Source organism: Amycolatopsis sp. NPDC051102 (assembly GCF_040682815.1).
Classification (GTDB): domain Bacteria; phylum Actinomycetota; class Actinomycetes; order Mycobacteriales; family Pseudonocardiaceae; genus Amycolatopsis.
The window spans coordinates 41,849-68,378 of sequence record NZ_JBFBBT010000033.1 but is presented as its reverse complement, the minus strand read 5'-3'; the positions used below and the strand labels follow the sequence as shown (position 1 = coordinate 68,378).

Genomic DNA, 26,530 nt, shown 5'->3' with positions numbered 1-26,530 from the left:
CGGGCCGGCGCTGGACGTTCACGCAATCCCCCGCCCGCACCGCGGCAGCCGTCACGCCGGCGCCGCGCTGAGTCTCACCTCGGTAGCCACCGCACCGCGACCGGCTGGTAGGCGGCGGTGGCCAGCAGCCGGTCCGCGAACACCGGCACCCGGGCCGCCAGGCCGGTGAACCGGACCACCCGCTCCACGTTGCTGCCGGGCTGCGCGATCAGGCAGCCCGCGATCCCGTGTTCGCGGCACAGCGCGAACACGCCCGCCACGCCGTGGGCGCCGCGGATCGACAGAAACTCCAGCATGCCGAGGTCCAGGGCCAGCAGGTGTGGCCCGGGCAGCTCGCAGATGGCGGCTTCGACCACCGTCGTCCACCGCAGCACCGAGCCGATGTCCAGCTCGCCTCGCACTTCGACGACCAGCACGCCGCCGGGCCGTTCCGGGGCGATGTCGTCGCGCATGGCGCCTCCCGGGAGCTGTCCCGTCCCGGGACCATCGTCCCACGTCACGTCAGGCTTCCGTAATACCGGCGTGGAATCATCGGGAGTCCGGGGAAGTTGTACAGGTCGGTGACACCGCACGAGGAGAAGGAGTGACGCCGTGACCACGTCAACCGAAAGGGCCGTCCTGGCCGGCGGCTGCTTCTGGGGCATGCAGGAGCTGTTCCGCCGTCAGCCCGGGGTGATCTCGACCCGGGTCGGTTACAGCGGCGGCGACGTCCCGAACGCCACCTACCGCAACCACGGCACCCACGCCGAGGCCATCGAGGTGGTCTACGACCCGGCGCGGACCACGTTCCGCGACCTGCTCGAGTTCTTCTTCCAGGTGCACGACCCCACGACGAAGAACCGGCAGGGCAACGACATCGGCCTGAGCTACCGCTCGGCGATCTTCTTCGAGAACGACGAGCAGAAGCGGGTCGCCGAGGACACGATCGCCGACGTCGACGCGTCGGGGCTGTGGCCGGGCAAGGTCGTCACCGAAGTGAGCCCGGTGGGTGACTTCTGGGAGGCCGAGCCGGAGCACCAGGACTACCTGCAGCGCATCCCGAACGGGTACACCTGCCACTTCGTGCGCCCGGGCTGGAAGCTCCCGAAGCGCGAGAAGACCGCCTGACACCAGTACCACCGAAGGCCCCTTCGCCGATTCCCGGCGAAGGGGCCTTCGTCGTCTCGGCGGTGACATGCGGGGCTTCGCCCCGAGCCGGGGCTCCGCCACCCGGACCCCCGCAAGCGCAGTGAAGATCACCCGAACGGCGGTGATCCTGATCAATTCCTCAATGGACAGTCGACAGCCGAGGTCCCAATAGCGTCAAATGTCCTGTTTGGGATGTATTGCTACTTCCAAATAAGACCGTACGTTCGTCGCTTGTTCACGAGGCTTCCGCACCGGATCCTGATTTCCGCTAAGCCGCACCATTTTCCCCACCGTCCCCGTTCTCGGCCCGGCTTGTCCCCGGGCCGGTTCGCCCTGCCCGGAGGAGATCCCTCGATGCAACTGAGACGTCCATTCGTCTTGGCCGCGAGCGGCGCCCTGATCGCCGCGGTGTGCACGACCACCACCGCCCAGGCCCAGCCCACCACCCCGAGCGCCGTCCCGGACGCCCAGACCCTGGCCGTGTCGGCCGCGGCCGGCCTCGTGGCGAGCAGGCCCGCCGCGCTGCACGCCAGTGCGGACGACGTTTTCTCCGCCCAGAAGGCGATTTCCGCGACCAACGGGCTGAAGTACATCCCCTACGAGCGCAGCTACAAGGGCCTGCCCGTGGTGGGCGGTGACTTCGTGGTCGCGACCGACTCGACCGGCCAGGTGCTCGGTACCTCCGTCGCGCAGGACCAGACCATCAACCTCGCCACCACCGGGGCGAAGGTGACCAAGGCCGCCGCGGAAGCCACCGCGCGGCAGCAGCTGTCCGCCGTGGACAGCGTCAGCCCGGCCCAGCAGGTCGTCTACGCCCTCGGCGCCCCGACGCTGGCCTGGAAGAGCACAGTCGTCGGCCGCGACGCCGAAGGCCCGAGCCGGCTCGACGTCGTCGTCGACGCCGCCACCGGCAAGGTCCTCCACACGCAGGAACACGTCCTGCACGGTGACGGCACCTCGGCCTGGAACGGCCCGAACCCGGTGCACCTCGACACGACGCACTCGGGCAGCACGTACTCGCTGAAGGACCCGGCCATCACCAACACGTCCTGCCAGGACGCGGCCAACAACACCACCTTCAGCGGCCCGGACGACCTCTGGGGCAACGGGAACGCCACCAGCCGCGAGACCGGCTGCGTCGACGCGCTGTTCGCCGCCCAGACCGAGAACAAGATGCTCTCGCAGTGGCTGGGCCGCAACGGCTTCGACGGCAACGGCGGCGGCTGGCCGATCCGCGTCGGCCTGGCCGACGAGAACGCCTACTACGACGGCAGCCAGGTCCAGATCGGCCACAACTCGCAGAACCAGTGGATCGGCTCGATCGACGTCGTCGCGCACGAGCACGGCCACGGCATCGACGACCACACTCCCGGTGGCATCTCCGGCAACGGCACGCAGGAGTTCGTCGCGGACGTCTTCGGCGCCTCGACCGAGTGGTTCGCGAACGAGCCGGCTCCCTACGACCAGCCGGACTTCCTCGTCGGCGAGCAGATCAACCTGGTCGGCTCCGGCCCGATCCGCAACATGTACAACCCGTCGGCACTGGGCGACAAGAACTGCTACGACAGCTCCGTCCCCAACGGTGAGGTGCACGCGGCCGCCGGCCCCGGCAACCACTGGTTCTACCTGCTGGCCGAAGGCACCAACCCGAGCAACGGCCAGCCGACCAGCACCACGTGCAACAACTCGTCGATCACCGGCCTCGGCGTGCAGAACGCGGTCAAGATCTTCTACAACGCGATGCTGCTCAAGACCTCCGGCAGCTCGTACCTGAAGTACCGCACCTGGACGCTGACCGCGGCGAAGAACCTGTTCCCGGGCAGCTGCACCGAGTTCAACACCGTCAAGGCGGCGTGGGACGCGATCAGCGTGCCGGCCCAGTCGGCCGACCCGACCTGCTCGGCGACCGGCACGGTCACCGTTTCGAACCCGGGCAACCAGTCGACCGTGACCGGCGCTTCGGTCAACCTCCCGCTGTCGGCTTCCGGCGGCACCGCGCCGTACACCTGGTCGGCCACCGGCCTCCCGGCCGGCCTGTCGATCAACGCCTCCACCGGCACGATCTCGGGCACCGCGACCACCGCGGGCACCTCGAACGTCACGGTGACGGCGAAGGACTCGGCCGGCAAGACCGGCACGGCGTCGTTCAGCTGGACCGTCGGCACCACCGGCGGCTGCTCCGGCCAGAAGATCGCCAACGGCGGCTTCGAATCCGGCAGCGGCAGCTGGACCGGCACCACCGGTTCCATCGGCCAGTGGGGTTCGCAGGGTGAGGCCGCGCACGGCGGCACCTACTCGTCCTGGCTCGACGGGTACGGCTCGACGACCACCGAGTCGATCGCCCAGTCGGTGAGCATCCCGGCGGGCTGCCACGCCAGCCTGACGTTCTACCTGCACATCGACACCGCGGAAACGACCACCACCACCGCCTACGACAAGCTGACCGTCACCAACGGCAGCACGACGCTGGGCAGCTACTCCAACCTGAACAAGGGCACCGGGTACGCGCTCAAGACGATCGACGTCTCGTCGGCCGCCGGCGGCACCCTGGCGCTGAAGTTCACCGGCACCGAAGACAGCTCGCTGCAGACCTCGTTCGTCATCGACGACGTGGCTGTCACCCTGAGCTGAAGCCAGCGGATTGAGGCGGGGAGGCCGGGAAACCGGCCTCCCCGCTTCTGCGTTTCCGGAGCAGAATCGGCGCATGGACACCGAGGAACTGCGTGCGACCCAGGCGCCGCTGAAGGACAAGTACCGCGAACGACCGGAGAGCGCGCTCGTCACCCTGCACGCCGACGCCGAGCTCGACGGCCTCGGAATTTCCTGCAAGGTCGAGACCGGGCGAGCGGTCGTCGAAGCCGGCCTGCACCCGGCGACCGGCGGCGACGGCACCCTCGCCTGTTCGGGGGACATGCTGCTCGAAGCACTGGTCGCGTGCGCGGGAGTGACGCTGCGGGCCGTCGCGACGTCGCTGGGGCTGACCGTCCGCGGCGGGCGCGTCCGGGCCGAGGGCGACCTCGACTTCCGCGGCACCCTCGCCGTGGCGAAGGACGCGCCGGTCGGCTTCCGCGCCATCCGGTTGTCGTTCGCCCTGGACACCGACGCTTCCGAAGAGCAGCTGGCGACGCTGAAGAAGCTGACCGAGCGCTACTGCGTCGTGTTCCAGTCGCTGCGGACGCCTCCGGAGTTCGCCGTCACGCTGTCGGCGAACTGAGGCATCTCCGGGGAAAACCCGGAGGACAAACCGGACGCCGTGGCCTAGCTTGTCGGGGTCACCTGAAGGGGGAGCCGACATGCCTCAGCCGGAGCCGGACGTCGCCGTCCGGGTGCGCGGGCTCGTGAAGACCTACGGTTCGACCCGCGCGCTCGACGGCGTGGACCTCGAAATCCCGGCCGGGCGCGTGCTCGGCCTGCTCGGCCCGAACGGCGCCGGGAAGACCACCACCGTCCGCATCCTGACCACGCTGCTGCGGCCCGACACGGGCGAAGCGCACGTGGCGGGGTACGACGTGCTGACCGAGCCGGACCAGGTCCGGCGCCGGATCGGGCTGTCCGGCCAGTACGCGGCGGTCGACGAGAACCTCACCGGGTTCGAGAACCTGTACATGGTCGGGCGGCTGTACGGCCGGAAGAAGGCCGCGGCCCGCTCGCGCGCCCGGGAGCTGCTCGCCCGGTTCCGCCTGGAGGAGGCCGCCGACCGGCCGGCGAAGGGGTATTCCGGCGGGATGCGCCGCCGCCTCGACCTGGCGGGCGCGCTGGTCGCCGAGCCGACCGTCGTCGTGCTCGACGAACCCACCACGGGTCTCGACCCGGGCGGGCGCCTCGACACCTGGGCGGTCATCAAGGAGCTGGTGGCCGACGGCACGACCGTGCTGCTGACCACCCAGTACCTCGAAGAGGCCGACCAGCTCGCCGACTCGATCGTGGTGATCGACCACGGCCGGGTGATCGCGCGCGGCACCGCGGACGAGCTGAAGGCCCAGATCGGCGGCGAACGCCTGGAGCTGGTCGTCGCCTCGGCCGCGGACCTGCCGAAGACCCTCGACGTGCTGCGCGAGGTCGGCACCGGCGAGCCGGCCGGCGACGACCACACGCGACGGGCCGAGATCCTGGTCGACACCGGCCCCAAGGCGCTCATCGAGGCGCTGCGCCGGCTCGACGCCCAGGGCATCGCGGTCCAGGACGTCGCCCTGCACCGGCCGACGCTGGACGACGTCTTCCTGTCCCTGACCGGCCACGGTGCTGCGGCTGAGGAGGCGGCGAAATGAACGCGCTCGCGAAGGGCATTTCCGACGGCGGCATCGTCACGTGGCGCAACCTGATGAACGTCCGCCGCAACCCCGACTGGCTGATGGCGGCGACCCTGCAGCCGATCATGTTCGTGCTGCTGTTCGCGTACGTGTTCGGCAACGCGATCGGCGGCGAAGCGGGCGGCGCGGCGTACCGCGAGTTCCTGATCGCCGGGATCTTCGCCCAGACGGTGGCGTTCAACTCGGCGTTCACGGTCATCGGTTTCGCCAACGACCTGCAGAAGGGCATCATCGACCGGTTCCGCTCGCTGCCGATGTCCCGCATCGCGGTGGTCCTCGGCCGCACGACGTCGGACCTGGTCGTCAGCGTGGTGGCGCTGATCGTGATGTCGCTGTGCGGCCTGCTGGTGGGCTGGCGCATCCGCGGCAGCTTCTGGGACGCCCTGCTGGGGTACCTGGTCATGCTGATGTTCGCGTGGGCCCTGTCCTGGGTCGGCGCGCTGATCGGCCTGGCGGCCCGCAGCGTGGAGGTGGCGCAGAGCGCCGGGCTGATCTGGATGTTCCCGCTGAGCTTCATTTCGTCGGCGTTCGTCCCGACGGGAACCTTGCCCCCGTTCCTCCGGGCGATCGCGGACTGGAACCCGTTCACGGCGGTGATCAACGCGACCCGCGACCTGTTCGGCAACCGGTTCGGGCCGGCGCAGACGGGCTGGCCGGCGGAGCATGCGGCGCTGTACGCAATCCTGTGCTGCGTGGCGATCATCGCGATCTTCGCGCCACTGGCGACGGCCCGGTACCGCCGCGTGGCGAGCAAGTAGGACGGGTTGCCTCGGGCTTGATCGGGAGGTCTAGGTGGACTTTCTGATCAAGCCCGTGTAACCGGCGAGTGCGAGGGTCGCCAGGCCCCAGATCGCGGCCTGGAGGATCCAGATCGCGATGGTGAAGAGCGCCGCCGAGTTCGTGTCGGGATTGAGGTCACAGCGGCCGCGAACCCCCGTCGGAGCCAGGGGAAGCCCGCGGTCGAGGCCGAGTCCCACGAGCTCCACCGTGGTGCATTCCTGTCCATACGGCGAACTAAAGGAACTCACTCGCTCTCCGACGTGATGTCCGCCGTCGGTGACGTGCCCGGCCCACACACCGAGGCCGCCTGCCGCCACCATCGCGAGAAACAGCGCCAGTGCGGTCCGCCGTGCGCGGTAGCCGTATCCCGCCAGCACTCCCCAAAGCCAGTGGAAGCACCGGGTCGGCCAGTTCCCCAGGGCCTTCGGGGCACGCTGGCGGAGGTCCTGCTGCTGAGCGATGAGGATCCTTCTGACATTGCCGTCGTGCCCTGCATCCCGTTCGGCACTGGCGAGGGCCTGATACGGCCCAGGCCGATAGGACTTCGTGTGATGACGGATGAGGTGAAGCCAGTCGCGCCACGACACAGGTTGCCCGGGTGAAGCCTCCAGGGCGCCGAATTTGAATCCGTTCAGGTCGATTGACACCGGATCCGCGCAAACCGAGCCGGCTCCCCCATTCGCGCACACGGTCGAGCGGACGAGAAAAACCTTCCCCACCACCTGTGCATGCTCGAGATCCAGAGCCAACCCGGCCCGGTTGACGACTTCGACGTTCAGGAACGACGCATCACCGCCGACATGGGCACCGAGAAGGGAAATCGCCCCACCGAAATTGTCACCGGAGGCTTTGAGTCCGTTGAAATCGAGAACTCCCTCGACCCTCAGCTGACCGGCCCGGATGGCCGCGCCAGTGCCGTTGGTGATCTTCGTGGCTCTCATCACCAGATTGCCTCCGATATGCGCACCGAAAAGCTGCACGGCGCCGCGGCCGGCTCCGGTCAGGCCGGCGCCGGACATCAGCACACTTCCGCTTACTTCGAGCCCGTTGGCCCGAACTGCAGCGCCGCTGCTGTTGATGACTTGCGCTTCGTCGAGGTTGAGCGACCCCTTGATACGAGCACCGGGAAGGGCGACCGCGCCGCCCTTGCCGGAGCCGACGATCACGGTTCCGGTCAGCCACAGTCCCGCCTCGACTTCAACCAGATCTCCATGGAATCCCGGAAGCCACGATCGGGAAAGGTCCAGCCACGGCAGGCGAGCGTTCCACGCGCTGACCGGTTCGGCGAACAGACATCCGGTCAGCTTCGCGCCTGCGCAAGCGGTCACGTTTTCGAGATCGAGCACGCCGGTGATCCAGGCGCCGGCCACCCGGATTCCGCGGGGATCCACCGGACCGAACCTGCCGAGCAGCAGCTCGCGGAGCACCTGCGCACGAATCGCCTCGCCATCCGCGCCGTCACAAACCAGCTTCTCGCCGGTCCGCGCTGCCTCCACCAGCGCGCGTTCGAGGTCGTTCAGCCGGTTCGGGGCATCCTCGGTCACACCAGCTCAGTCGTTCCACCGGACGAAGGTGCTACGCGGCTCAGTCCTCTTCGGACAGTTCCACGATCGGGATCACCCGCCTCGCCTGCCGCGCCTTCGCCTGGTGATCGGCCAGAAACGGGTACTCCTTCTCCAATTGAGTCCACGTCCGCACATAATCGGCCCCCAGCAGCGGCAGCGCCTCCGCGTCGAAAGCACGGCCGTCCACCTCGACGCGCACCCGTGAGTCCGCCTCCAGGTTCAGGTACCAGTCCGGGTGCCTGGGCGCGCCGATGTTGGACGCCACCACCAGCAGCCGGTCGCCGTCGCGGTGGTACATCATCGGGACCGTGCGGGGCTCTCCCGATGTCCGGCCCGTCGTCGTGAGCAGGGCCAGCCGGTCCCGGTGCATTCCGTCGACTTCGCCGCCCGCCCGGAACTGCTCGATCACGCGGCGGTTGGTCTCGCGGACGTCCATGGTCAGCGGTCGTAGTAGCGGGTCGGCGGGTCCTGCTGCGTCCACTGCTGCCGGGTCGGCGGGGACGCCGGCGGCGGCGCGCTCTGCTGGCTCCGGCGGCGCCGGTGCAGCGTGCGGGCGCTGGCCGCCATGCTGTTCACCACCGCCGCGATGACCAGGCCGATCACCAGGTTGATCACCGCCGTGGCGATCTTGGCGCTCGGCGTCACCGTGAGCGTCAGCGGCAGCACCACGGCGATCAGCGTGACGAGCACCATGATCCAGCCGAAGAACTGGGACGGCGCCGGCGTCGCCACGCTCAGCAGGTGCATCAGCCCGGTGGCGAGCAGGGCCACCGCGGCGGCGACCAGCGCGTACGTCGTGGTGCTCGCGTTGCCCCAGACGCCCTCGCCTTTTGGGGCGAGCACTTCGACCTCGAAGATCCCCCGCGCGATCAGCAAGCCCACGACGGCGAGCAGGGCTGCGACCACCGCCGTCGCGACGCCGCCCGCCCACAGGCGGCGCGCGTCGATCCCCGGGCGGACGTCCTGGGGCTGGTTCCCGTAGTAGTCGGACATCAGTGCCTTCCTGGGTCGGCTGCGCCTCTCCCCCGATTGTCCCCCGTTTCGGCCCGGGACGCGCGATTTGCGCTGGAGTGCACTCCAGCTCGTAGCGTCGGATCCATGACCACCGCACAGCACAAGATCGGTTCGGGCTTCGGCGCCACCACCACGGCCGCCGAAGCCGTCGCAGGCGTCGACCTCACCGGGAAGCTCGCCGTCGTCACCGGCGGGTACTCCGGGATCGGCCTCGAAACCACCCGCGCGCTGACCGGCGCCGGCGCCCACGTCGTCGTCCCGGCCCGCCGCCGCACCACCGCCGAGGACGCGCTCGCCGGCATCGACAACGTCGAGGTCGACGAGCTGGACCTGGGCGACCTCGAGAGCGTCCGCGCGTTCGCCGAGCGGTTCCTGGCGACCGGACGGCGGATCGACCTCTTCATCGCCAACGCGGGCATCATGGCCTGCCCCGAGACCCGCGTCGGCCCGGGCTGGGAGGCCCAGTTCGCCACCAACCACCTCGGCCACTTCGCGCTGGTCAACCGGCTGTGGCCGGCGATCGCCGAGGGCGCCCGCGTGGTTTCGCTCTCCTCGCGCGGCCACCACTACTCGCCGATCCGCTGGGACGACGTCCAGTTCGAGAACGGCTACGAGAAGTGGCAGGCCTACGGGCAGGCCAAGACCGCGAACGTGCTCTTCGCCGTCCGGCTCGATGAGCTGGGTGCCGGGAAGGGCGTCCACGCGTTCGCGCTGCACCCCGGCGGCATCATGACGCCGCTGCAGCGGCACCTGCCCCGCGAGGAGATGATCGAACGCGGCTGGATCGACGAGGCCGGGAACTACCTGGTCGAGTTCAAGTCGCCGGAGCAGGGCGCCGCGACCACGGTCTGGGCCGCGACGTCGCCGCAGCTGGCCGGGCTCGGCGGGCTGTACCTGGAGGACTGCGACGTGGCGGAGCTCGCGCCGGCCGAGGCCGAGGGCCTCGCCGCCTCGGGTGTCCGCCGGTACGCGCTCGACCGCGAGGAGGCCGCGCGCCTGTGGACGCTGTCGGCGCAGCTCACCGGCGTGGACGCGTTCGCGCGGCCCTGATTGTCACGTTGGCGGGCTCCGGGACGATACTCCCGATGTGATCTTCCGACGTTTGCCGCTCGCGGGCCCGGGGTACACGGGGCCCGTGTCCGACGAAGCCGGGAGAACGGGGCGCCCGCCGACGAGCGACGGGGAAGACGTGACGTGCAGCCGTTACGCTCTCGGCGAGTTCACGATCACCCCGCGCAGCGCGCTGGACGACGAACGGCCGCCCGGGCTGCTGGGCGAGCGGTACGAGGTCGGCAGGCTGATCGGCAGCGGCGGCACCGCGCGCGTCTACCGGTCCTACGACGTGCGGCTGGGCCGCGAGGTCGCCGTCAAGATCTACGACCGGGACGCCGTGGCTCTCGACCAGCGCCGCCGGCTGCGGGAGATGACGATCCAGGGCAGCATCAGCCACCCGGGCGTGGTGGCGCTGCTGGACAGCGGCACCGAGCACGGCCGGACCTACCTGGTGATGCAGCTGGTCGAGGGCGAGAACCTGGCGGAACGGCTGCTGAGCGGCCCGATGCCGGCGGCCGAGGTGACGGCGCTGGCCGACGGGCTGGCGGAGGCGCTGGCCCACGTCCACGCGCGCCGGATCGTGCATCGCGACCTGAAGCCGGCCAACGTGTTCCTGTCCGCGGACGGTCCGCTGATCGGCGACTTCGGCATCGCGCACGCCCTCGACGCGACCCACATCACGGGCACGGGCCTGATCCCCGGCACGGCGGCGTACCTGGCTCCGGAGCAGGTGTCGGGCGAGCCGGCGGGGCCGCCCGCGGACGTCTACGCGCTGGGCCTGATCCTGCTGGAATGCCTGACGGGCCAGCGCGAGTACTCGGGCACGATGGTCGAGGCGGCGATGGCCAGGCTGACCCGGTCGCCCCGCATCCCGGACGACGCGCCGGCGGCCCTGGCGTACACGCTGCGCCGGATGACGCAACGCGAACCCGCCGACCGGCCCACCGCGGCGAAGGTGCTGCACATGCTGCACAGCCCGCCGCCGACGCTGCCGTGGAGCCGGACGCGCAGCCCTCGTTGGCGCCGCCGCCCGGCGGTCGTGCAGCACGACGCGGGTTCGCCGCCCAGCCCGAGAGCCGGGGACGACGGGATCGCGTGGCCCGGCCCGGCGGACGACGACACCACCGCGGCCGTCAGCCCGGCTCGAGGCGCCGCCGCCTTGGCTCCCAGCCCGAGGCGTCGCGATCGGGCCGACGCGACCGCAGACCCCAGCCTGGCCGGCGCAGGCGCCGCCGCGACCTCGACCCCCGGCCCCGGTCACGGGGACCACCTGGCCGATGCCCCGACGCACCACCACGGCCTCGCCGCCGTCAATCCCCCGGCCGAGCAGCCGCGGCGCCGGCGGCTGGCCGCCGCGGCCGGGTTGACCGCCGCCGCCGTGGCCGCCGTCTCCGCCGTGCTGCTGATCGAGCAGGAGACCGGGTCCGGTTCGCCCGTCCAGCCGCCCGCCGCGCACGTGCCGGTCGCCACTTCCCCGCCTTCGTCGTCCACGCCCCTGGCCGAGTCCGGGACCCCCGCGCCGCGGCCCGGTCCCGGCGGCTCCGGCACGCAGCCGAGCACCAGCGAAGCCGCCTCGCTCGAACCGGCCGCCGTGACCCACGAGACCCCGCCGTCGGGCGGGCGGCCGGCGCCCAAGGCGGGCAAGCCGCCGAAGGCCGATCCGCCCGGCAAGACCCACGGCAAGGGCCCCGGCCGCGACTCCTGAGCCTGCGGCGCGGGACCTCCGGCGCGCGGATCCGGGTCCAATGGCCCTGGTGCCGAAAACGCGCGGAAACAAGGGGTAATTCGATTTCGTGAATCGGGACTCGAACCAATAACGACAGGTAACCGGAACCGGGTCCGGGCCGACACACTCCACGGTGCCACCATCGGGAATCCTCTCCCGGCTGGTTCGACGATGATTTCCCGGAGGTCTGGATGAGTGTCCACGCTGCCCTCGCGCGGCCGGTTTTCCGCACACCGAGCGGACGGCACGCCAAGCCACGTCCCGCGTGGCCGCGGGTCGCCGGCCGGGCAGTCTTCCTGGTCATCGCGCTGATCTGCGTGGGTGCCGTCGTCGGGTTCGGGTGGCCGCCCGCGCTGCTGGTGGTGCCCGCCGCCGCATTGGTGCTGCTCGTCGCGGCCGCGGCGAAACTGCGCTCCGCGAGCCGGAAGATCGACACGATCTTCGCCGAAGAACTGTCCGCGCCGCCCGATCGAGGGACGGATTGATCGAATTCCGGAATCACCCGATCGTGTAGAATTCTTCGGGAAGCGAAACGCCGAGCACGGGTCAGCGCAGGTCGAGCCACATGATGCGCAGCCCGACGTCTCCCGCGGACGGGTGGCGGAACGCGCCGGGCGCCGTTCCGAGCGTCACGAAGCCCAGGCTCTCGTAGAGCCGGATCGCGGCCACGTTCACCTCGACGACCGCGTTGAACTGGATCGCCGCGAACCCGCTCCGGCGCGCCCAGGCGACCAGGTCGGCCGCCAGCGCCCGCCCCACGCCCGTACCGCGTGCCTCCCTCGCCACCATCAGGCTGCCGGAGGCGACGTGGCTGCCCGGTCCCGGGCGGTTGGCGTACATGTTCGCCGTGCCCGTCACCCGCTCGCCGTCCGCCGCGACGACCACCCGGGCGGGCGGGGCGAGCAGCCACATCCGGCGCGCGTCCCGCTCGCTCGTCGCGGGGTCGTACGGGAACGTCCGCTGCTCGGTGACGACGTCGTGGATGATCGGCCAGATCCCCCGCCAGTCCTCGTCACGGGCTTCGCGAATCATCGGCTCCCGGCCTGCGCGACGGCGGCGCAGAGCTCCGGCACCACGGCTTCGATGTCGTCTCGCAGCACGAAGTCGGCATCGTCGTCGTACGGCGTCGGGTCGCGGTTGACGATGACCAGCGTCGCGCCGGAACCGGCGGCCAGCGTGCACAGCGACGCCGCGGGCTCCACCTGCAGCGAACTGCCGATGGCCAGGAAGATCCCGCTCGCCGCCGCGATATTCCGCGCGTGGCCCAGCACTTCGCCGTCCAGCATCTGTCCGAAGAGGACGACGTCGAGCTTCAGGATCCCGCCGCAGCGCGGGCACGCCGGATCGGGGTCGCCCGTCGCGAGGACCTCGGTGGTCGGGAGCCGTTCCGGGCACCGGGTGCACCGCGTGGTGTGCATGGTGCCGTGCAGTTCGAGGACCTTCCGCGCGGCGAGCCCGGCCCGCTGGTGCAGGCCGTCGACGTTCTGGGTGAGCACCCGCACGGCGACGCCCGCACCGTCCAGTCCGGCCAGCGCGCGGTGGGCGGCGTTCGGCTCGGCCCGCCAGGCGGCGTGCCCCGCGTAGGTGCGCCAGAACTCCCGGCGCGCCGCGGGGTCGGTCATGAAGGTCTTGCGGGTGAAGGCGTTCGCGGCACCCGGGGTGCGCGTCCAGACGCCTTCCGGGCCGCGGTAGTCGGGGATCCCGGACGCGGTGGAGATGCCCGCGCCGGTCAGCGCGGCGATCCGCCGGGCGCCGCGGAGCCGGTCGATGAGCTTGCCGTCCATGCGCCGAAGGCTAATCGGCCGGCGCCGCCGGCACGACCGGATTACCGCGCGGGATCGGTGACCAGCAACGGATTGCCGGCCCGCAGGGACGCCAGCACGTCGGCAGTACTCGTTTCCTTCGCAGCGCGCAGCTCGTCCTCGGTGATGCCGAAGACGGTCAGGAACCGGACCGCGCCGTGCGGGGTGCCGATCGGGCCGAGTGCCGGGTCGTCGGCGAAGGCGACCGCGGTGAGCCGCGTGTCCGCCGAGCCGGTGATCGGGCCGCCCGGGCTCAGGCGGTGACCGGCCGCGAACACTTGGCCGGTGGAGAACACGTACCGGCCGAGCCGGTCGAGCAGGGTCAGCGTCCAGGGCGCGGGCTGCTCACCGGTGGCGGGGACGCGCAGGGTGAGCTCGAAGCCGAACCCGCTGGTGCCGGCGTCGTCGCTCTCCTTGGCGAACAGCTCGGTCAGGCCGAAGGTGACCAGCAGCCAGTGCCCGTCGACGCGGTAGGCGCTGATCCCGTAGACGCCCTGGCCGGGCAGTGCGCCCGTCCCCCAGTGCAGCGGCTCCTGCGCCGGGACGTACGCCGCCACCGCGGCTTCGATCGCGTCCCACCCCGCGGCACTCTCGTCTTCCACCGCCGCAGGCTACCGCTCACTCCTTCCGCAGCCGCAGCGCCAGCGCCGGGCACGCCGCGGCCGCGCGGCGGGCGTCGGCCACCAGCTCCGCCGGCACCGGGCTCCGCGCCACCACCGGGTAGCCCCACTCGTCGAGCCCCACCAGTTCCGGGAGGAGGTCCGCGCACAGCCCGTGCCCGCGGCAGCCGATCGGGTCCACCGTCACCTTCATGCCGCACCCGCCGGGGTCCGGCACCGGCCGCCTGCCTGGTGCGCGTGGACGTCCGCGTCGAAGACCTGCAACGCGCTCGCCGCGAGCCGGGCCGCGCCGTCCGGGTGGGCGCACGCACCGCGGCCGGTGAGCAGCGGGAGGCGACAGGCCAGCCGGGGCGCCGGGCCGCGCGCAACGCCACGCGCCACCGGTGCTGAGGGGTTCCATGGGACCGAGTGTCGGCTTCGTTCCTTTGAAGGAGCTGGGAGCGACCTGCCAGCTCCCTGACCGGCCATTGTGGACACCTACCAAAGGGGGTTGACACCGGAAAGGCATTAACCCACTCTTTCCGTTGTCCGCCGGAGGTTTCCTGGTGTTCACGAGCCGGACGACGGCACGGCACGTTCCGGCTCCCTGCCGTGGACATCATGAGGCGCCCTCACCCGCCACCGTTGGAGGACCCATGATCCGCAAGCGGATCTTCGCCGCCTTCGCCGCCGCCACCCTGGTCACAGCCGGTGTCGTCACCGCGGCCGTCGTCACCGGAACGGACGAGCCCGCCGCGATCCGGCCGACCGCGTCGACCGTGCCCACCTTCGATCACATCGTCCTGGTGATGTTCGAGAACAAGAAGTACTCCTCGATCAACGGCAGCTCCAGCGCGCCTTACTTCAACACCCTCGCCTCGCAGAGCGCCAAGTTCACGAACTCCTTCGCCATCACCCACCCGAGCCAGCCGAACTACGTCGCCCTCTTCTCCGGCGCGACGCAGGGCGTCACCGACGACACCTGCCCGGCCGACCTCGGCGCGAAGGCCAACCTCGGCCGGCAGCTGCTCGACGCGGGCAAGTCCTTCAAGGGCTTCTCCGAAGCCATGCCCTCGGACGGCTACACCGGCTGCTCCAGCGGCACCTACCGGCGCAAGCACAACAGCTGGGTGGACTTCTCGAACGTCCCGGCCGCGAGCAACGTCCGGTTCTCGAGCTTCCCGTCCGACTTCACCCAGCTGCCGACCGTTTCGTTCGTGACGCCCGATATGTGCAACGACATGCACGACTGCTCCATCGGCACCGGCGACACCTGGCTGAAGAACCACCTCGACGCCTACGCCCAGTGGGCCAAGACGCACAACAGCCTGCTGATCACCACCTTCGACGAGGACAGCGGCACGTCGGTCAACCAGATCTTCACCACGTTCACCGGCGCGAACGTCAAGGTCGGCAGCTACAGCGAATCGATCAACCACTACACCGTGCTGCGCACGATCGAGGCGTCCTACGGCCTGCCCGGCATCGGCAACGCCGCGAGCAAGTCGCCGATCCTCGACGTCTGGCAGTAACCGCGTGTACCTGTCCACCATCGGCCGCCGAGAGCATGCTGGGGCGATGTCCCGGCGCAAGCTCTCGGCGGTCGGCGCGAACGTCTTCGCGCTGGGTGCCGTCAGCCTGGTCACCGACGTCTCCTCGGAGATGGTCACCGCCGTGCTGCCGGTGTACCTGGTGCTCGGCCTGCACCTGAGCCCGGCCGCGTACGGCCTGGTCGACGGCCTCTACACCGGCGCGACGGCGTTGCTGCGGATCGTCGGCGGGTACGTCGCCGACCGCATCCGGCGGCGCAAGGTCGTGGCCGGCGTGGGCTACGCGCTCTCGGCGGTGGCCAAGCTCGGCCTGCTCGCGGCCGGGGCGTCGGCGGCCGCGATCGGCGCGGTGATCACCCTCGACCGCACCGGCAAGGGCCTCCGGACCGCGCCGCGGGACGCGCTGATCACGCTGTCGGCGCCCGAACCGCTGCTCGGGCGCGCGTTCGGCATCCACCGCGCGATGGACAGCGTGGGGGCGTTCGCCGGCCCGCTGGTCGCGCTCGCCGTGCTGGCCGCGGTCGGCGCCGCCGATCCCGAGGCTTTCGACGCGGTGTTCGTCGTCAGCTTCTGCGTCGCCGCGATGGGCGTCCTGCTGCTGGTGCTGTTCGTCCGCGACCGCCGGACGCCGAAGGCTCCGGGGAACCTGGTTTCGCCCCGCGCGGCCGCGGCGTTGCTGCGCGGCAGCGGTGTCCGGCGGCTGCTGGTGGCCGCGTGCGTGCTCGGCCTGGCCACGGTCGGCGACGGGTTCGTCTACCTGCTGCTGCAGCACAAGGAGGACATCGCCACCGGGTGGTTCCCGCTGCTCGCGGTCGGGACGAACCTCAGCTACCTGCTGCTCGCCGCGCCGCTGGGCGTGCTGGCCGACCGGGTCGGGCGGCTGCCGGTGGTACTCGGCGGCTACGGCGCACTGGCGCTGGTCTACCTGCTGCTGGCCGGGCCGGTGTCCGGCTGGCCGCTGTTCGCCCTCGCCCTGGCGTTGTACGGCGCGTTCTACGCGGCGACCGACGGCGTGCTGATGGCCCTGGCCGGTCCGCTGCTGCCGGAATCGCTGCGCACCACGGGAATCTCGCTCGTCCAGACCGCGCAGGCGCTCGCCTACTTCACCTCGTCCGTCCTCTTCGGACTGGCGTGGCAGTTCTGGGGCGCGGACCGCGCGATCGTCGTCGCGGCGGGTGGCGCCGTGGTCGCGATCGCCGTGACGTTCGCGGTGCTCTCCCCGCGGAAGGTGACGGCGTGAAGACCCGGGTCCTCATCGCCGTCGCCGGGGTGCTCGTGCTGGCCGGAGCGGCGGTGGCCTACGTCGGGTTCGCGAGCGCGCGCAGCCACGACGTCGCCGCGACCGGCGCGGTCAGCCTCGCCCCCGGGCCGCGGCTGCTGTTCCGCAGCACCGCCGACGCCGACCGCGGGCACGTCGCCACGGTGGCCGCCGGCGACCCCGGTGGCCCGCGGACGGTGTCACCGCTGTCGTGCACGCGGGTGTACGCCGCCGGGGGCACCGGGCTCTGCCTGCGCCAGGACGGCGACCTGACCACCTACCAGCTGGCGGTGCTCGACCGCGGGCTGGCCGTGCAGCGGGAGATCCCGCTGGTCGGGCTGCCGAACCGGGCTCGGGTGTCGGCGAGCGGCCGGATGCTCGCGTGGACGGTGTTCGTCACCGGCGATTCGTACAACGGCGGCCTGTTCTCCACCCGCGCCGGCATCCTCGACACCGCCACCGGCGACCTCGCGGGCACGCTGGAGGACTACGCGGTGACGCTGGACGGCAAGCCGTACCAGGCCGCCGACCTCAACTTCTGGGGTGTGACGTTCACCCGCGACGACCGCCACTTCTACGCGACGATGTCGACGGCCGGCCACCGCTACCTGGTCGCGGGCGACTTCGCCGCCCACACCGTGCGCACGCTGCGCCAGAACGTCGAGTGCCCGTCGCTGTCCCCGGACGGGACGCGGGTGGCGTTCAAGTCCGCCGTGGACGGTGACCCGGCTCGCGGGTGGCGGTTGTCGGTGCTCGACCTGGCGGCATCGAGGGTGACGCCGCTGGCGGAGACGCGCAGCGTCGACGACCAGCCGGCCTGGCTGGACGGCCGCACGATCGGCTACGGCGTTCCCCGCGGCCCGGGGCACGCCGACGTCTGGTCGGTCCCGGCCGACGGGTCGGGCGCGCCGAAGCTGCTGATCCCGGACGCCGAGTCCCCCGCCGCGCTGGGCTCGTGAAGGTCAGTCCAGTTTGCGCAGGCCGTCGAGGATGCGGCGCATCAGGTCCGTGTCCGGCGGTGCGAAGGCGAACCGCGGCGCCGGGGCGCCCGCCGTTGCCGGGCGCGGCGGCGGGAGCGTTCCGACCACGCGCAGCGGCAGCCGGTCCAGGACGGGTTTGCGACGGGTCTGCGCGGGGATCGGCAGGGTCGGCAACGCGACCGTGCCCGCCTCGGCCAGCCGTCGCGCCGCGTGCTCGCGGCGCAGGCGCGTCTGGATGCCGGCGACGGTGAAGTCCGGCTCCGGTTCGGGCTCGGCCTCGGGCGGTGGCCGGCGCGGACGCCGTTCGAGGACGATCGCCCACGCGGCGGCGGCGAGAGCGGGCAACAGCACGCCGGCCACGATGGCGAGGCCCGGCAGGTCGGCGGCCATCAGGGGGCCCCGGGCGCGGGTAGCAGCATGACGTTCACTTCCGGACGGACGGTTCTTCCGCAGCATGGCCGACACCTGGTTATTCGGGTTTAACGAATTTTCACGGACCCCGTCGCCCATCATGAATGACGGGCGGCGCTCCCGCAAGCGGCCGAAAGGGGTCGACCATCCGGACGGCAAAACGGCAGGTCAGCACGGGTTTGGCTGCAAGGTGGACCTAGCCCGTCACTGAGTAGTACGGACCGCGGTTCGATGCGGTTCACCGCATTTTCCGGCATCCGCCGAAAGCGGCGAATGCCGCACCGGGGTTTCCCGGTGCGGCATTCACGGCCGTGCAGTGCTCAGCCCAGGTCGCACGCCTTCGCCAGCTCCGCCGGAGTCGCCCCGGCGGGGCGGGCGATGGTCGCCGAGGCCGGCGGGCGGACGCCGCGCAGCCAGCCGCCGAGGGCGTCGAACGCCGTGCGGAAGCACGGGCCCAGCGGGCGCAGCCGGTCCGGGAAGGCGTCGACGAGCCCGTCGACGTGGTTGCCGCCTTCGACGCGGTAGTACCGGTGCAGCGCCCCGCGCCCCGCGTCCGTGATCATCCGGTCGTAGACGTCGGAATCCCGCGTGATCGGCAGCAGCGTGTCGAGGGTGCCGTGCAGGGTCAGCAGCGGCTTGCCGATCCGCCCGGTCAGGGAGATCCGCTCCACCGCCCGCGCCACCGACGCCGGCCGCGAGGAATACGCGTAGTCCGCGTCGCAGGACGGCGTTCCCGAAGCGCAGAACGGAGTCCCCGCCTGCAAAGCGCCGTCGAACGCCGGGTCGACTTCCTCGCGGTAGATGCGCTGGGTCAGGTCCCAGTAAACGCGGTAGTGGTAGTCCCACAGGAACTCCGACCCCGGCGCGAACCCCGCGTCCAAAATGGACTGATGAGCCGACGACGACCCCGCCGCGTACGCCGGGTACGCGCGCAGCGCCGGGGGCAGGAACGTGAGCAGGTTCGGCCCGTCGGCCCGCCAGAGCGTGCCTTCCCAGTCGACACCGCCGTCGTAGAGCCACGGCCGGTTCTCCAGCTGCCACCGCACGAGGTACCCGCCGTTGGACAGCCCGGCCGCGAGGGTCTTCGCCACCGGACGGCCGTAGTGGCGGGCCGCGGCCGCGCGAGCCGCCAGCGTCAGCTGCGTGACGCGGGAATTCCACTCCGCCAGCGCGTCGCCCGGCCGGACGCCGTCGGTGTAGAAGGCCGCGCCGGTGTTGCCCTTGTCGGTCGCGGCGAACGCGTAACCCTCGGCCAGTGCCTGGTCGCCGATCGCGCGGTCGTTCGCGTACTGGCGCCGGACGCCGGGCGCGCCGGAGACGACCAGGCCGCCGTTCCACCGGTCCGGCAGGCGCAGCACGAACTGGGCGTCGTGGTTCCAGCCGTTGTTCGTGTTCGCCGTCGACGTGTCCGGGAAGTACCCGTCGACCTGCACGCCGGGCACCGCGCCGTACGTCGGCAGCCCCGCCGACGTCAGGCCCGCCCAGTCGGCCTCGACGGTGTGCCCGGACGCGACGGTCCCGGTCGTCGTCAGGTCGTCCAGGCACGCGGCCACGGACTTTTCGGCCCCGGGCACGTGCACCGAGCAGCGCCCGGCCGACGCCGACGCCGACGCGGGCAGCGCCGCCGCGAGCGCTCCCGCCAGAACCCAAACCAGCCAACCCCGCACGGTTCACCTCCGCTGCTTCCGATGGTCCGAACCCAAGCGCGTGCGCCGGCCGGAAGCCATCCCGCCGGCCACCACTAATCACCGGGCCGATGTGGTGGGCAGCCACATGGTCCGGACGGCGAGGCCGTCTTAGCGTCGCTGGGGCCCCCTCTCAACGACGAGAAGGAACTCACCATGCGCAAACTCGCTTTCGCCGGACTGGCCGCGATCACCGCCGCCGTGCTCACCACCGTCGGGGTGGCCGCCGCCGATCCGCCGCCGTCCTCCCTCGTGCAGACCACGTCCTTCGGCGCCAACCCCGGGGCGCTGGCGATGTACAGCTACACCCCCGCCGGGCTGGAGACCGGCCGTCCGGTGGTCGTCGCGCTGCACGGCTGCACGCAGAGCGCCGCGGACTACTACGCCCATTCGGGCTGGCCCGAGCTGGCCGACCGCTGGCGGTTCGAGGTCGTGTTCCCGCAGCAGCCGACCGCGAACAACTCGCTGAAGTGCTTCAACTGGTTCTCCACCGCGGACGACACCCGCGGCAACGGCGAGGCCGCGTCCGTGAAGTCCATGGTGGACAAGGCGGTCGCCGACCACGGCTCGGACCGCTCGCGGGTGTTCGTCACCGGCCTGTCCGCGGGCGGCGGCATGACCGCCGACCTGCTCGCGGCGTACCCGGATGTCTTCGCTGCCGGCGGGATCAACGCCGGGCTGCCGGCCCAGTGCGCCACGAGCGTCACCGAAGCGACGAACTGCCAGCAGAACGACCAGCACCTGACGCCGGCCCAGTGGGCGGCGAAGATCAAGGCGCAGTACCCGGGCTACGGCGGCCCGTGGCCGCGCGTCGCGATCTGGCAGGGCACCGGCGACTACACGGTCTACCCGGTCAACGGCACCGAGCTGCGCGACCAGTGGACCGCGGTGCACGGCGTGTCCCAGACGCCGACGAGCACGCAGTCCCTGCCGGGCGGAACGACGTTGACGAACTACGCCGACAAGGTGCAGCTGTACTCGATCGCGGGCATGGGCCACGGCACCGCGGTCGACCCGGGCACCGGCCCGACGCAGTGCGGCAGCACGGGCGCGTACTTCCTCGCCGGCATCTGCTCCAGCTACTACACCGGCGTGTTCTTCGGCCTGGACAAGGGAACCGGCACCACGACGACGGCCACCCCGCCGCCGACGACCACCACGACCACGACCACGCCGTCGGGTACGTGTGTGAGCGCCAGCAACTACGCCCACACGCAGGCCGGGCGCGCGCACCAGAGCGCAGGGCAGACGTACGCGAACGGCTCGAACCAGGCCATGGGGCTGTGGAACACCTTCACTGTGCACGCCCTGCGCGAGACGTCGCCGGGGTACTGGGTCCTGGCCGACGGGCAGTGCTAGCGGAAGACTCGCACCGAGCTACCGCGGGCACCACGGCTCGTCCTGGGTGGGGTGGTGAGCGACGCCGCAGGTTCCCACCGGCTTCGGTGCGCGGCCTTGCTCGACCCGGAGCACCGCCGCGAACTTGTTGAGAGGTGTCCGACCGCCGGAGAAGTCGATGGCGCCGGTCTCACCGCTGAAGAGGTTGTCGCCACGCATGTTGCTGATCGCGTGCCAGACCGCGCCCGACGAGACCGGTACGGGCTTGAGTTCTTGCATCGCGTGCGCGAACAGAGCCAGAGCGTCGTAGGCCAGCGCGGCGTGGCCGTCGAGAGAGGGGTTGTTGCCGTTGTCGCAGGCACCCGGCACGACGAGGGGGAGGCGCTTGTTCAGTTCGCTGTCCCCTGCGCAGCCGGGAGAGCCGATGGCGAACGAGAGGTGATCTCCGGGCGCACTTGCCCGACTTCAAGCCGCCCAGGAGTTTGTCGAAGTCTTCCGGGCGCCCGGCGAAGAACACGACCTTGACCGGGTCGCGCTGCTGGTTCGCCTGGTCGCAGACGTGGTTGGCGATGTCGTTGGCCTTGGTTCCACCGTCGGTGCCGTCCGGGGTGTTGGAAACCTCATCCGCCGTCATGCCCAGCTCCCGGGCGTGTCTCCGGACGTCGTCGTCGAGGGTGGAGCTGTAAAGGTCGTTCGCGTCGTCGGATCATCAGCCAGTAGACGAGGTGGAACCTGCGGAACGAAAACCGGCCCTAGCGGATGATGATGCCGGAGGACAGCTGGCGCGCGACCTCCACCAGCGCTTCCCCGATCGACTCGATGTCGTCCTGCTGTCCGGTTTCCCCGAAGCTGTACAACGCGTGCGGAATGCACGTCGGCCGGGCCTCGTGCAAATACCACCGGAGCGCCGGCAGCAGCTCGGCGTGCTCGAGGTCGCGCACCAGACACACCATCGGAATGCCGCGATGCCGACCGGACCGCCGGCTCGACTCGCCCTCGGGAACCTCACCGAAAAGCGGCCGCCTGGTGAGACTCTGCAAAAGATCGACTACCTCGACCACCCCGGCAAAGGGTTTGGGCCGCGCAGGCTGCACCATTCATCCTCCAGGCGACAGGAGCGATCACGAGAACATTCTCCGAAGTCCAAGAAGGCTCACGTATGTCGCTCACCGCCTCGGATGAACCAGTCCGATGCACACTGCAGTCGGTCACGAACAGGCGGATGTCACTCGTTGTATCGAACGGTTCCCAGTCGCCAAGTGGCCGAACCGGCGCCCGGCCGAGCCCGCGGGGGCGCCCCCGATTTCCACGCTACCGGAGAGCACCGACAAAACCGGAGTCAGCGCGGTGTACCGAGCCGGTGCAGCCGCAGGGCCAGCTGGATCTCCAGCGCGCGGTCCGGCGCCTGCCAGTCCTCCCCCAGCAGCGACGCCACCCGCTCCAGCCGCTGCACCACCGTGTTCACGTGGACGTGCAGCACGTCCTTCGTGCGCGCCAGCTGCGAACCGTTCGCGAAGTACGCCCGCAGCGTCGCGACCAGCTCGGTGCCGCGGCGCTCGTCGTAGTCCAGGACAGGCCCGAGCGTCCGGCGGACGAACGCGTCCAGGTCCGCGCGGTCGCCGAGGAGCTGGCCGAGGAAACCCAGCCCCGCCATCGCCGCGCCCTCGCCGGTCCGGCCGAGCGCCAGCAGCGCGCGGACGCAGCGCGCGGCCTCCGCGTGGGCGTCCGCGATCGCCGACGGGCCGCTCGCCGGGCCCGCCGCGCCCACCGTGACCGGGCGGCCGGTGGCCGAGCCGAGGTCGGCCGCGACGCGGCGGGCCAGCTCGTCCGGGTCGCCCGCGGCGAGCAGCACGACCTCCTCCGCGTGCACCCCGACCAGTGTCGCGTGCCGGGCGGCCGCGCTCGCCACGCGCCGCCGCGAGCCGCCGTCCGCGTGCGCGACCAGGACCGCGTGCGGCGACGACAGGTCGATGCCCAGCCGCCGGCCGCGGGCCAGCAGCGCGCGGGGGTTGCGGCCGGGGGCGGTGAGCAGGTCGGTCAGCAGTTCGCCGCGGACCTCGTCTTCGGCGCGCACCACCGACCGCCGCAGCATCAGCAGCAACGCCGTCACGACGCCGGCGCGTTCGAACAGCCGCCGGTCCGGGTCGCCGAGCCCGGCGCGGCCGGCCAGCACCAGGCTGCCCAGCAGTTCCGGGCCGGCCTGCACCGCGCACACCCAGTTGTCCTTTGTGGACACTGCCCGCCCGGCGGCGCGGGCCGCGGCCAGCGCGTCCGCGTCGAGGGCCACCGGAGCCGATGAGCTCGCCAGGAGCGTGCCGTCGGCGTCGTACACCGTGAGATCGCCGTGCAGCACACCGGCGACGGCGTCGGCCACGTCCGGCAGGTCGCCCCCGCGCAGCACGAGGTCGGTGAGCCGGTCGTGGGCGTCCTCGGCGCGTTCCATCGTCGCGTTGGCCTCGTTGAGCTCGGCCACCGCCCGGCGGGTCTGGTCGAGGAGGTTGGCGCTGTCCAGGGCGATCGCCGCGTGGTCGGCGAGCGACGACAGCAGCGCCACCTCGTCGGCGGAGAACTCCCGCGCGGCACGGTCGGACGCGAAGAGCACACCGAGCACCTTCGGGCCGATGGCCAGCGGCACGCCGAGGATCGCGGTCAGGCCCTCGTCCTGGACGCCGGAGTCGATGTGCCGGGTGTGCTTGAACCGGTCGTCGTTGAAGTAGTCCGAAGTCGCGTACGGCCGCGCGGTCTGCGCGACCAGCCCGCCGAGCCCCTCGCCCATGCCGAGCACGATCTGCTGGAACTCCGCCGACACCGAACCGTCGCTGACCCGGATGTAGGTCTTGCCTTCGGCCTCGTTGTTCAGGCTCAGGTACGAGACGTCGACGCCGAGCAGCGCCCGCGCCCGCCGGACGATCGAGCGCAGCACGGTGTCCGGGTCGGACAGCGCGGCGAGCTCGCTCGCCGTCTCGAACAACGCCGTCAGCTGGGCTTCGCGCCGCCGGTGCTCGGCCAGGGTTTCCCGGATCCGCAGGGCCAGCTCCCCCGCGCTGGCCAGCGCGGCCAGGTCGGCCGCGCCGAGGGCGCCCTCGGCGCGGGCGGCCACGACGACGTGCGCCAGCTGCTCGGTGCTCGCCCCGGAGGCGAGCAGGTCGAGCAGCCGGCGCAGCGCGTCCGAGGGTGCGGTCACGGCGGTCATGCTAGGGCGAAACGGCCGCCGGCTCCGCCTCGACGTCGTCGTGCAGCGATTCGCCGCGGGTTTCGCGGGCCGAGAGCAGCGCGACCACGGTGATCAGGCACATCGCCGCGACGTACAGCGACACCGGCACGGTGCTGCCCCACGCCGAGAACAGCGCGACGGCGATCAGCGGCGCGACAGCCCCGGCGGCGATCGACGACAGCTGCCCGCCGACCGACAGGCCGGTGTAGCGCACCCGGGTCGGGAACTGCTCGGCGAAGAACGCGGCCTGCGGCCCGTACATCGCGCCGTGCAGCACCAGCCCGACGGTCGTGGCCAGCACGATCACCGCCGACGACTTCGTGTCCAGCAGCGCGAAGAACGCGAAGCCCCACAGGGCCATCCCGATCGCGCCGAACATGTACACCGGACGCCGTCCGACGCGGTCGGAAAGCGCGCCCCACACCGGGATCGTCACGAAGTGCACGGCCGAGCCGATGAGCACCGCGGTCAGGCCGACGCCCTTGGGCAGGTGCAGCCCGGTCGTGACGTACACCAGGATGAACGCGGTGATCACGTAGTACGAGACGTTCTCGGCCATCCGCGCGCCGATCGTGATCAGCACCTGCCGCCAGCTGTTGCGGAAGACGTCCACGACGGGAACGTGCTTCTCGGCGCGCGCCTCGGCCTGGCGCTGGGCGGCGAGGAAGACCGGCGACTCCGCGACGGCCAGCCGGATCCACAGCCCGATCAGCAGCAGGACGCCGGAGAGCAGGAACGGGACGCGCCAGCCCCACGACAGGAACGCCGCATCGGACTGGGTGGCCGAGAGGATCGCCAGGACGGCGGTGGCCAGCAGGTTGCCGCCGGGCGCGCCGCACTGCGGCCAGCTCGCCCAGAAGCCGCGGCGGCGGTCGTCACCGTGTTCGGAGACGATCAGGACGGCCCCGCCCCACTCCCCGCCGAGCGCGAAGCCCTGGACGAGCCGCAGCAGCGTCAGCAGCAACGGAGCCAAGACACCCGCGGTGGCGTACGTCGGCAGCACGCCCATCAGGCAGGTCGAGCCGCCCATCAGCGTGAGGCTGACGATCAGCAGCTTCTTCCGGCCGAGCCGGTCGCCGAAGTGACCGAAGACCAGGCCGCCGACCGGGCGGGCGAGGAAGCCGACGGCGTAGGTCAGGAACGCCAGCAGCGTGCCGGTGAGCGGGTTCGCCGTCGGGAAGAACAGCTTGTTGAAGACGAGGGCGGCGGCCGAGGTGTACAGGAAGAAGTCGTACCACTCGATGGTGGTGCCGATCAGGCTCGCGCCGACGATCTTGGCGATCGCCGACCGGTGGGGTTGGCTCACTGCGGGCTCCACTTCCTTGTGGTTGTGCGGGCGGGCGGGCGGGTCGGGCGGGTGGTTAAGCGGCGGTCCAACCGCCATCGAGGGGGATCGAGGCCCCGGTGATGTGACCGGCGTGCGGCGAGCACAGCCACACCACCAGGGAAGCGACGTCTTCGGGTTCGATGAGCTTCTTGATCGCGGCCCGCTTGAGGAGGACCTCGGCGACGACGTCTTCCCGCGGGATGTCGTGCTCGGCGGCCTGGGCGTCGATCTGGCCGTCGACCAGCGGGGTCCGGACGTAACCCGGGTTGACGCAGTTGCTGGTGACGCCGTGTTCGGCCCCTTCGAGCGCGGCGACCTTCGAGAGTCCTTCGAGGCCGTGTTTGGCGGCGACGTAAGCGGCTTTGAAGGCGGAGGCGCGCAGCCCGTGGACGCTCGACATGTTGACGATCCGGCCCCACCCGCGGGCGTACATGGCGGGCAGCGTGTGCCGGATGAGGAGGAAGGGAGCGGTCACCATCAGCGACTGGATGTGGGCGAACCGGTCGGGCGGGAAGTCCTGGATCGGCGCAACGTGCTGGACGCCGGCGTTGTTGACCAGGATGTCGACTTCGGCGGGCAGGGCGTCGATGGAGGCGGGGTCGGCGAGGTCGGCGGCGTGCGCCCACCCCCCGACCTCGGTGGCGGCGGCCTCGGCCCGCTCGGCGTCCAAGTCGACGACGTGCACCTTGGCCCCGGCTGCGCCGAGGGCGCGGACGCAGGCGAGGCCGATGCCACCGGCCCCGCCGGTGACGAGGGCGGTGCGCCCGTCCAGATCGCTGGTCATGGACGG

At 71.4% G+C, this 26,530-nt stretch carries 28 protein-coding genes; 12 read left to right on the top strand and 16 right to left on the bottom strand.

Annotated features, from left to right (window positions below; all coding sequences use genetic code 11):
• Positions 1–74: 74 nt before the first annotated feature.
• On the bottom strand, positions 75–452 hold the full coding sequence (locus AB0M93_RS45575; RefSeq protein ID WP_364286656.1) for an STAS domain-containing protein: 378 nt from the start codon (positions 450–452) through the stop codon (positions 75–77).
• A gap of 139 nt (positions 453–591) precedes the next feature.
• Here AB0M93_RS45575 and msrA point away from each other — a divergent pair, with 139 nt between their 5' ends.
• From msrA to AB0M93_RS45550, 5 genes are all read left to right on the top strand, one after another.
• Positions 592–1,107 carry a peptide-methionine (S)-S-oxide reductase MsrA gene (gene msrA, locus AB0M93_RS45570; RefSeq protein WP_364286653.1) on the top strand — a complete coding sequence of 172 codons (516 nt, stop codon included), beginning with the start codon at positions 592–594 and terminating at the stop codon, positions 1,105–1,107.
• Positions 1,108–1,482: 375 nt separating this feature from the next.
• A complete protein-coding gene (locus tag AB0M93_RS45565; RefSeq protein WP_364286650.1) occupies positions 1,483–3,759 on the top strand; it encodes a M4 family metallopeptidase in 2,277 nt (758 codons plus the stop codon).
• Positions 3,760–3,832: 73 nt separating this feature from the next.
• On the top strand, positions 3,833–4,342 hold the full coding sequence (locus AB0M93_RS45560) for an OsmC family protein (protein ID WP_364286647.1): 510 nt from the start codon (positions 3,833–3,835) through the stop codon (positions 4,340–4,342).
• A 79-nt stretch (positions 4,343–4,421) separates the two neighbouring features.
• A complete protein-coding gene (locus tag AB0M93_RS45555; protein ID WP_364286644.1) occupies positions 4,422–5,396 on the top strand; it encodes an ATP-binding cassette domain-containing protein in 975 nt (324 codons plus the stop codon).
• Complete coding sequence (locus AB0M93_RS45550) at positions 5,393–6,196, top strand: ABC transporter permease (RefSeq protein WP_364286641.1); 804 nt, start codon at positions 5,393–5,395, stop codon at positions 6,194–6,196. Before AB0M93_RS45555 ends, AB0M93_RS45550 begins: the two co-directional genes overlap by 4 nt.
• A gap of 30 nt (positions 6,197–6,226) precedes the next feature.
• Here AB0M93_RS45550 and AB0M93_RS45545 read toward each other — a convergent pair whose 3' ends face one another.
• Genes AB0M93_RS45545 through AB0M93_RS45535 form a run of 3 tightly spaced genes read right to left on the bottom strand, consistent with a single transcriptional unit; the run spans position 6,227 to position 8,776 of the window.
• Complete coding sequence (locus tag AB0M93_RS45545; protein ID WP_364286638.1) at positions 6,227–7,762, bottom strand: hypothetical protein; 1,536 nt, start codon at positions 7,760–7,762, stop codon at positions 6,227–6,229.
• Positions 7,763–7,802: 40 nt separating this feature from the next.
• Positions 7,803–8,219, bottom strand: a complete 417-nt coding sequence (locus AB0M93_RS45540; protein ID WP_364286635.1) for a nitroreductase/quinone reductase family protein — start codon at positions 8,217–8,219, stop codon at positions 7,803–7,805.
• 2 nt (positions 8,220–8,221) lie between these two features.
• The gene (locus tag AB0M93_RS45535) at positions 8,222–8,776 is read right to left on the bottom strand and encodes a DUF6069 family protein (RefSeq protein ID WP_364286632.1); all 555 of its coding nucleotides are present in this window, start codon (positions 8,774–8,776) and stop codon (positions 8,222–8,224) included.
• A 105-nt stretch (positions 8,777–8,881) separates the two neighbouring features.
• On the opposite strand from AB0M93_RS45535, the gene AB0M93_RS45530 reads away from it, so the two are divergent.
• From AB0M93_RS45530 to AB0M93_RS45520, 3 genes are all read left to right on the top strand, one after another.
• A complete protein-coding gene (locus AB0M93_RS45530; protein WP_364286629.1) occupies positions 8,882–9,847 on the top strand; it encodes an SDR family NAD(P)-dependent oxidoreductase in 966 nt (321 codons plus the stop codon).
• A gap of 139 nt (positions 9,848–9,986) precedes the next feature.
• Positions 9,987–11,555: a protein kinase gene (locus AB0M93_RS45525; RefSeq protein ID WP_364286627.1), complete on the top strand. Its 1,569-nt coding sequence runs from the start codon at positions 9,987–9,989 to the stop codon at positions 11,553–11,555.
• A gap of 212 nt (positions 11,556–11,767) precedes the next feature.
• Positions 11,768–12,061: a hypothetical protein gene (locus AB0M93_RS45520; RefSeq protein WP_364286624.1), complete on the top strand. Its 294-nt coding sequence runs from the start codon at positions 11,768–11,770 to the stop codon at positions 12,059–12,061.
• A 61-nt stretch (positions 12,062–12,122) separates the two neighbouring features.
• Here AB0M93_RS45520 and AB0M93_RS45515 read toward each other — a convergent pair whose 3' ends face one another.
• From AB0M93_RS45515 to AB0M93_RS45495, 5 genes are read right to left on the bottom strand one after another with little or no spacing between them, the layout of a single operon-like run.
• On the bottom strand, positions 12,123–12,608 hold the full coding sequence (locus AB0M93_RS45515) for a GNAT family N-acetyltransferase (protein WP_364286621.1): 486 nt from the start codon (positions 12,606–12,608) through the stop codon (positions 12,123–12,125).
• Complete coding sequence (locus tag AB0M93_RS45510; protein WP_364286618.1) at positions 12,605–13,360, bottom strand: Sir2 family NAD-dependent protein deacetylase; 756 nt, start codon at positions 13,358–13,360, stop codon at positions 12,605–12,607. The genes AB0M93_RS45515 and AB0M93_RS45510 overlap by 4 nt, the downstream gene beginning before the upstream one ends.
• Positions 13,361–13,401: 41 nt before the next feature.
• Positions 13,402–13,980 carry a suppressor of fused domain protein gene (locus AB0M93_RS45505; RefSeq protein ID WP_364286615.1) on the bottom strand — a complete coding sequence of 193 codons (579 nt, stop codon included), beginning with the start codon at positions 13,978–13,980 and terminating at the stop codon, positions 13,402–13,404.
• 16 nt (positions 13,981–13,996) lie between these two features.
• A complete protein-coding gene (locus AB0M93_RS45500; RefSeq protein WP_364286612.1) occupies positions 13,997–14,191 on the bottom strand; it encodes a ferredoxin in 195 nt (64 codons plus the stop codon).
• A complete protein-coding gene (locus tag AB0M93_RS45495) occupies positions 14,188–14,379 on the bottom strand; it encodes a hypothetical protein (RefSeq protein ID WP_364286609.1) in 192 nt (63 codons plus the stop codon). The genes AB0M93_RS45500 and AB0M93_RS45495 overlap by 4 nt, the downstream gene beginning before the upstream one ends.
• Positions 14,380–14,633: 254 nt before the next feature.
• Here AB0M93_RS45495 and AB0M93_RS45490 point away from each other — a divergent pair, with 254 nt between their 5' ends.
• From AB0M93_RS45490 to AB0M93_RS45480, 3 genes are read left to right on the top strand one after another with little or no spacing between them, the layout of a single operon-like run.
• Complete coding sequence (locus AB0M93_RS45490; protein WP_364286606.1) at positions 14,634–15,509, top strand: alkaline phosphatase family protein; 876 nt, start codon at positions 14,634–14,636, stop codon at positions 15,507–15,509.
• A gap of 46 nt (positions 15,510–15,555) precedes the next feature.
• Positions 15,556–16,767 (top strand): MFS transporter, encoded by a 1,212-nt coding sequence (locus AB0M93_RS45485; protein WP_364286603.1) that lies wholly within the window; start codon positions 15,556–15,558, stop codon positions 16,765–16,767.
• On the top strand, positions 16,764–17,744 hold the full coding sequence (locus tag AB0M93_RS45480) for a hypothetical protein (protein WP_364286600.1): 981 nt from the start codon (positions 16,764–16,766) through the stop codon (positions 17,742–17,744). The genes AB0M93_RS45485 and AB0M93_RS45480 overlap by 4 nt, the downstream gene beginning before the upstream one ends.
• A 3-nt stretch (positions 17,745–17,747) precedes the next feature.
• Here AB0M93_RS45480 and AB0M93_RS45475 read toward each other — a convergent pair whose 3' ends face one another.
• Together AB0M93_RS45475 and AB0M93_RS45470 are read right to left on the bottom strand one after the other, a co-directional pair.
• Entirely contained in the window at positions 17,748–18,155 is a 408-nt protein-coding gene (locus tag AB0M93_RS45475; protein WP_364286597.1) for a hypothetical protein, read from the bottom strand.
• Positions 18,156–18,496: 341 nt separating this feature from the next.
• Positions 18,497–19,843, bottom strand: coding sequence for a tannase/feruloyl esterase family alpha/beta hydrolase (locus AB0M93_RS45470; protein WP_364286595.1), 1,347 nt, complete (start codon positions 19,841–19,843; stop codon positions 18,497–18,499).
• A gap of 174 nt (positions 19,844–20,017) precedes the next feature.
• Here AB0M93_RS45470 and AB0M93_RS45465 point away from each other — a divergent pair, with 174 nt between their 5' ends.
• On the top strand, positions 20,018–21,220 hold the full coding sequence (locus AB0M93_RS45465; protein ID WP_364286592.1) for a PHB depolymerase family esterase: 1,203 nt from the start codon (positions 20,018–20,020) through the stop codon (positions 21,218–21,220).
• 18 nt (positions 21,221–21,238) lie between these two features.
• On the opposite strand, the gene AB0M93_RS45460 is transcribed toward AB0M93_RS45465, so the two are convergent.
• The 5 genes from AB0M93_RS45460 to AB0M93_RS45440 all read right to left on the bottom strand — a co-directional run bounded on the left by AB0M93_RS45460 (position 21,239) and on the right by AB0M93_RS45440 (position 26,524).
• Positions 21,239–21,568, bottom strand: coding sequence for a hypothetical protein (locus tag AB0M93_RS45460; RefSeq protein WP_364286589.1), 330 nt, complete (start codon positions 21,566–21,568; stop codon positions 21,239–21,241).
• 383 nt (positions 21,569–21,951) lie between these two features.
• On the bottom strand, positions 21,952–22,296 hold the full coding sequence (locus AB0M93_RS45455; protein WP_364286586.1) for a hypothetical protein: 345 nt from the start codon (positions 22,294–22,296) through the stop codon (positions 21,952–21,954).
• A gap of 242 nt (positions 22,297–22,538) precedes the next feature.
• Complete coding sequence (locus AB0M93_RS45450; RefSeq protein WP_364286583.1) at positions 22,539–24,392, bottom strand: GAF domain-containing protein; 1,854 nt, start codon at positions 24,390–24,392, stop codon at positions 22,539–22,541.
• Between the two features lies 1 nt (position 24,393).
• Positions 24,394–25,719: an MFS transporter gene (locus AB0M93_RS45445; protein ID WP_364286580.1), complete on the bottom strand. Its 1,326-nt coding sequence runs from the start codon at positions 25,717–25,719 to the stop codon at positions 24,394–24,396.
• A 55-nt stretch (positions 25,720–25,774) separates the two neighbouring features.
• Positions 25,775–26,524: a 3-hydroxybutyrate dehydrogenase gene (locus AB0M93_RS45440; protein WP_364286577.1), complete on the bottom strand. Its 750-nt coding sequence runs from the start codon at positions 26,522–26,524 to the stop codon at positions 25,775–25,777.
• Positions 26,525–26,530 lie beyond the last annotated feature (6 nt).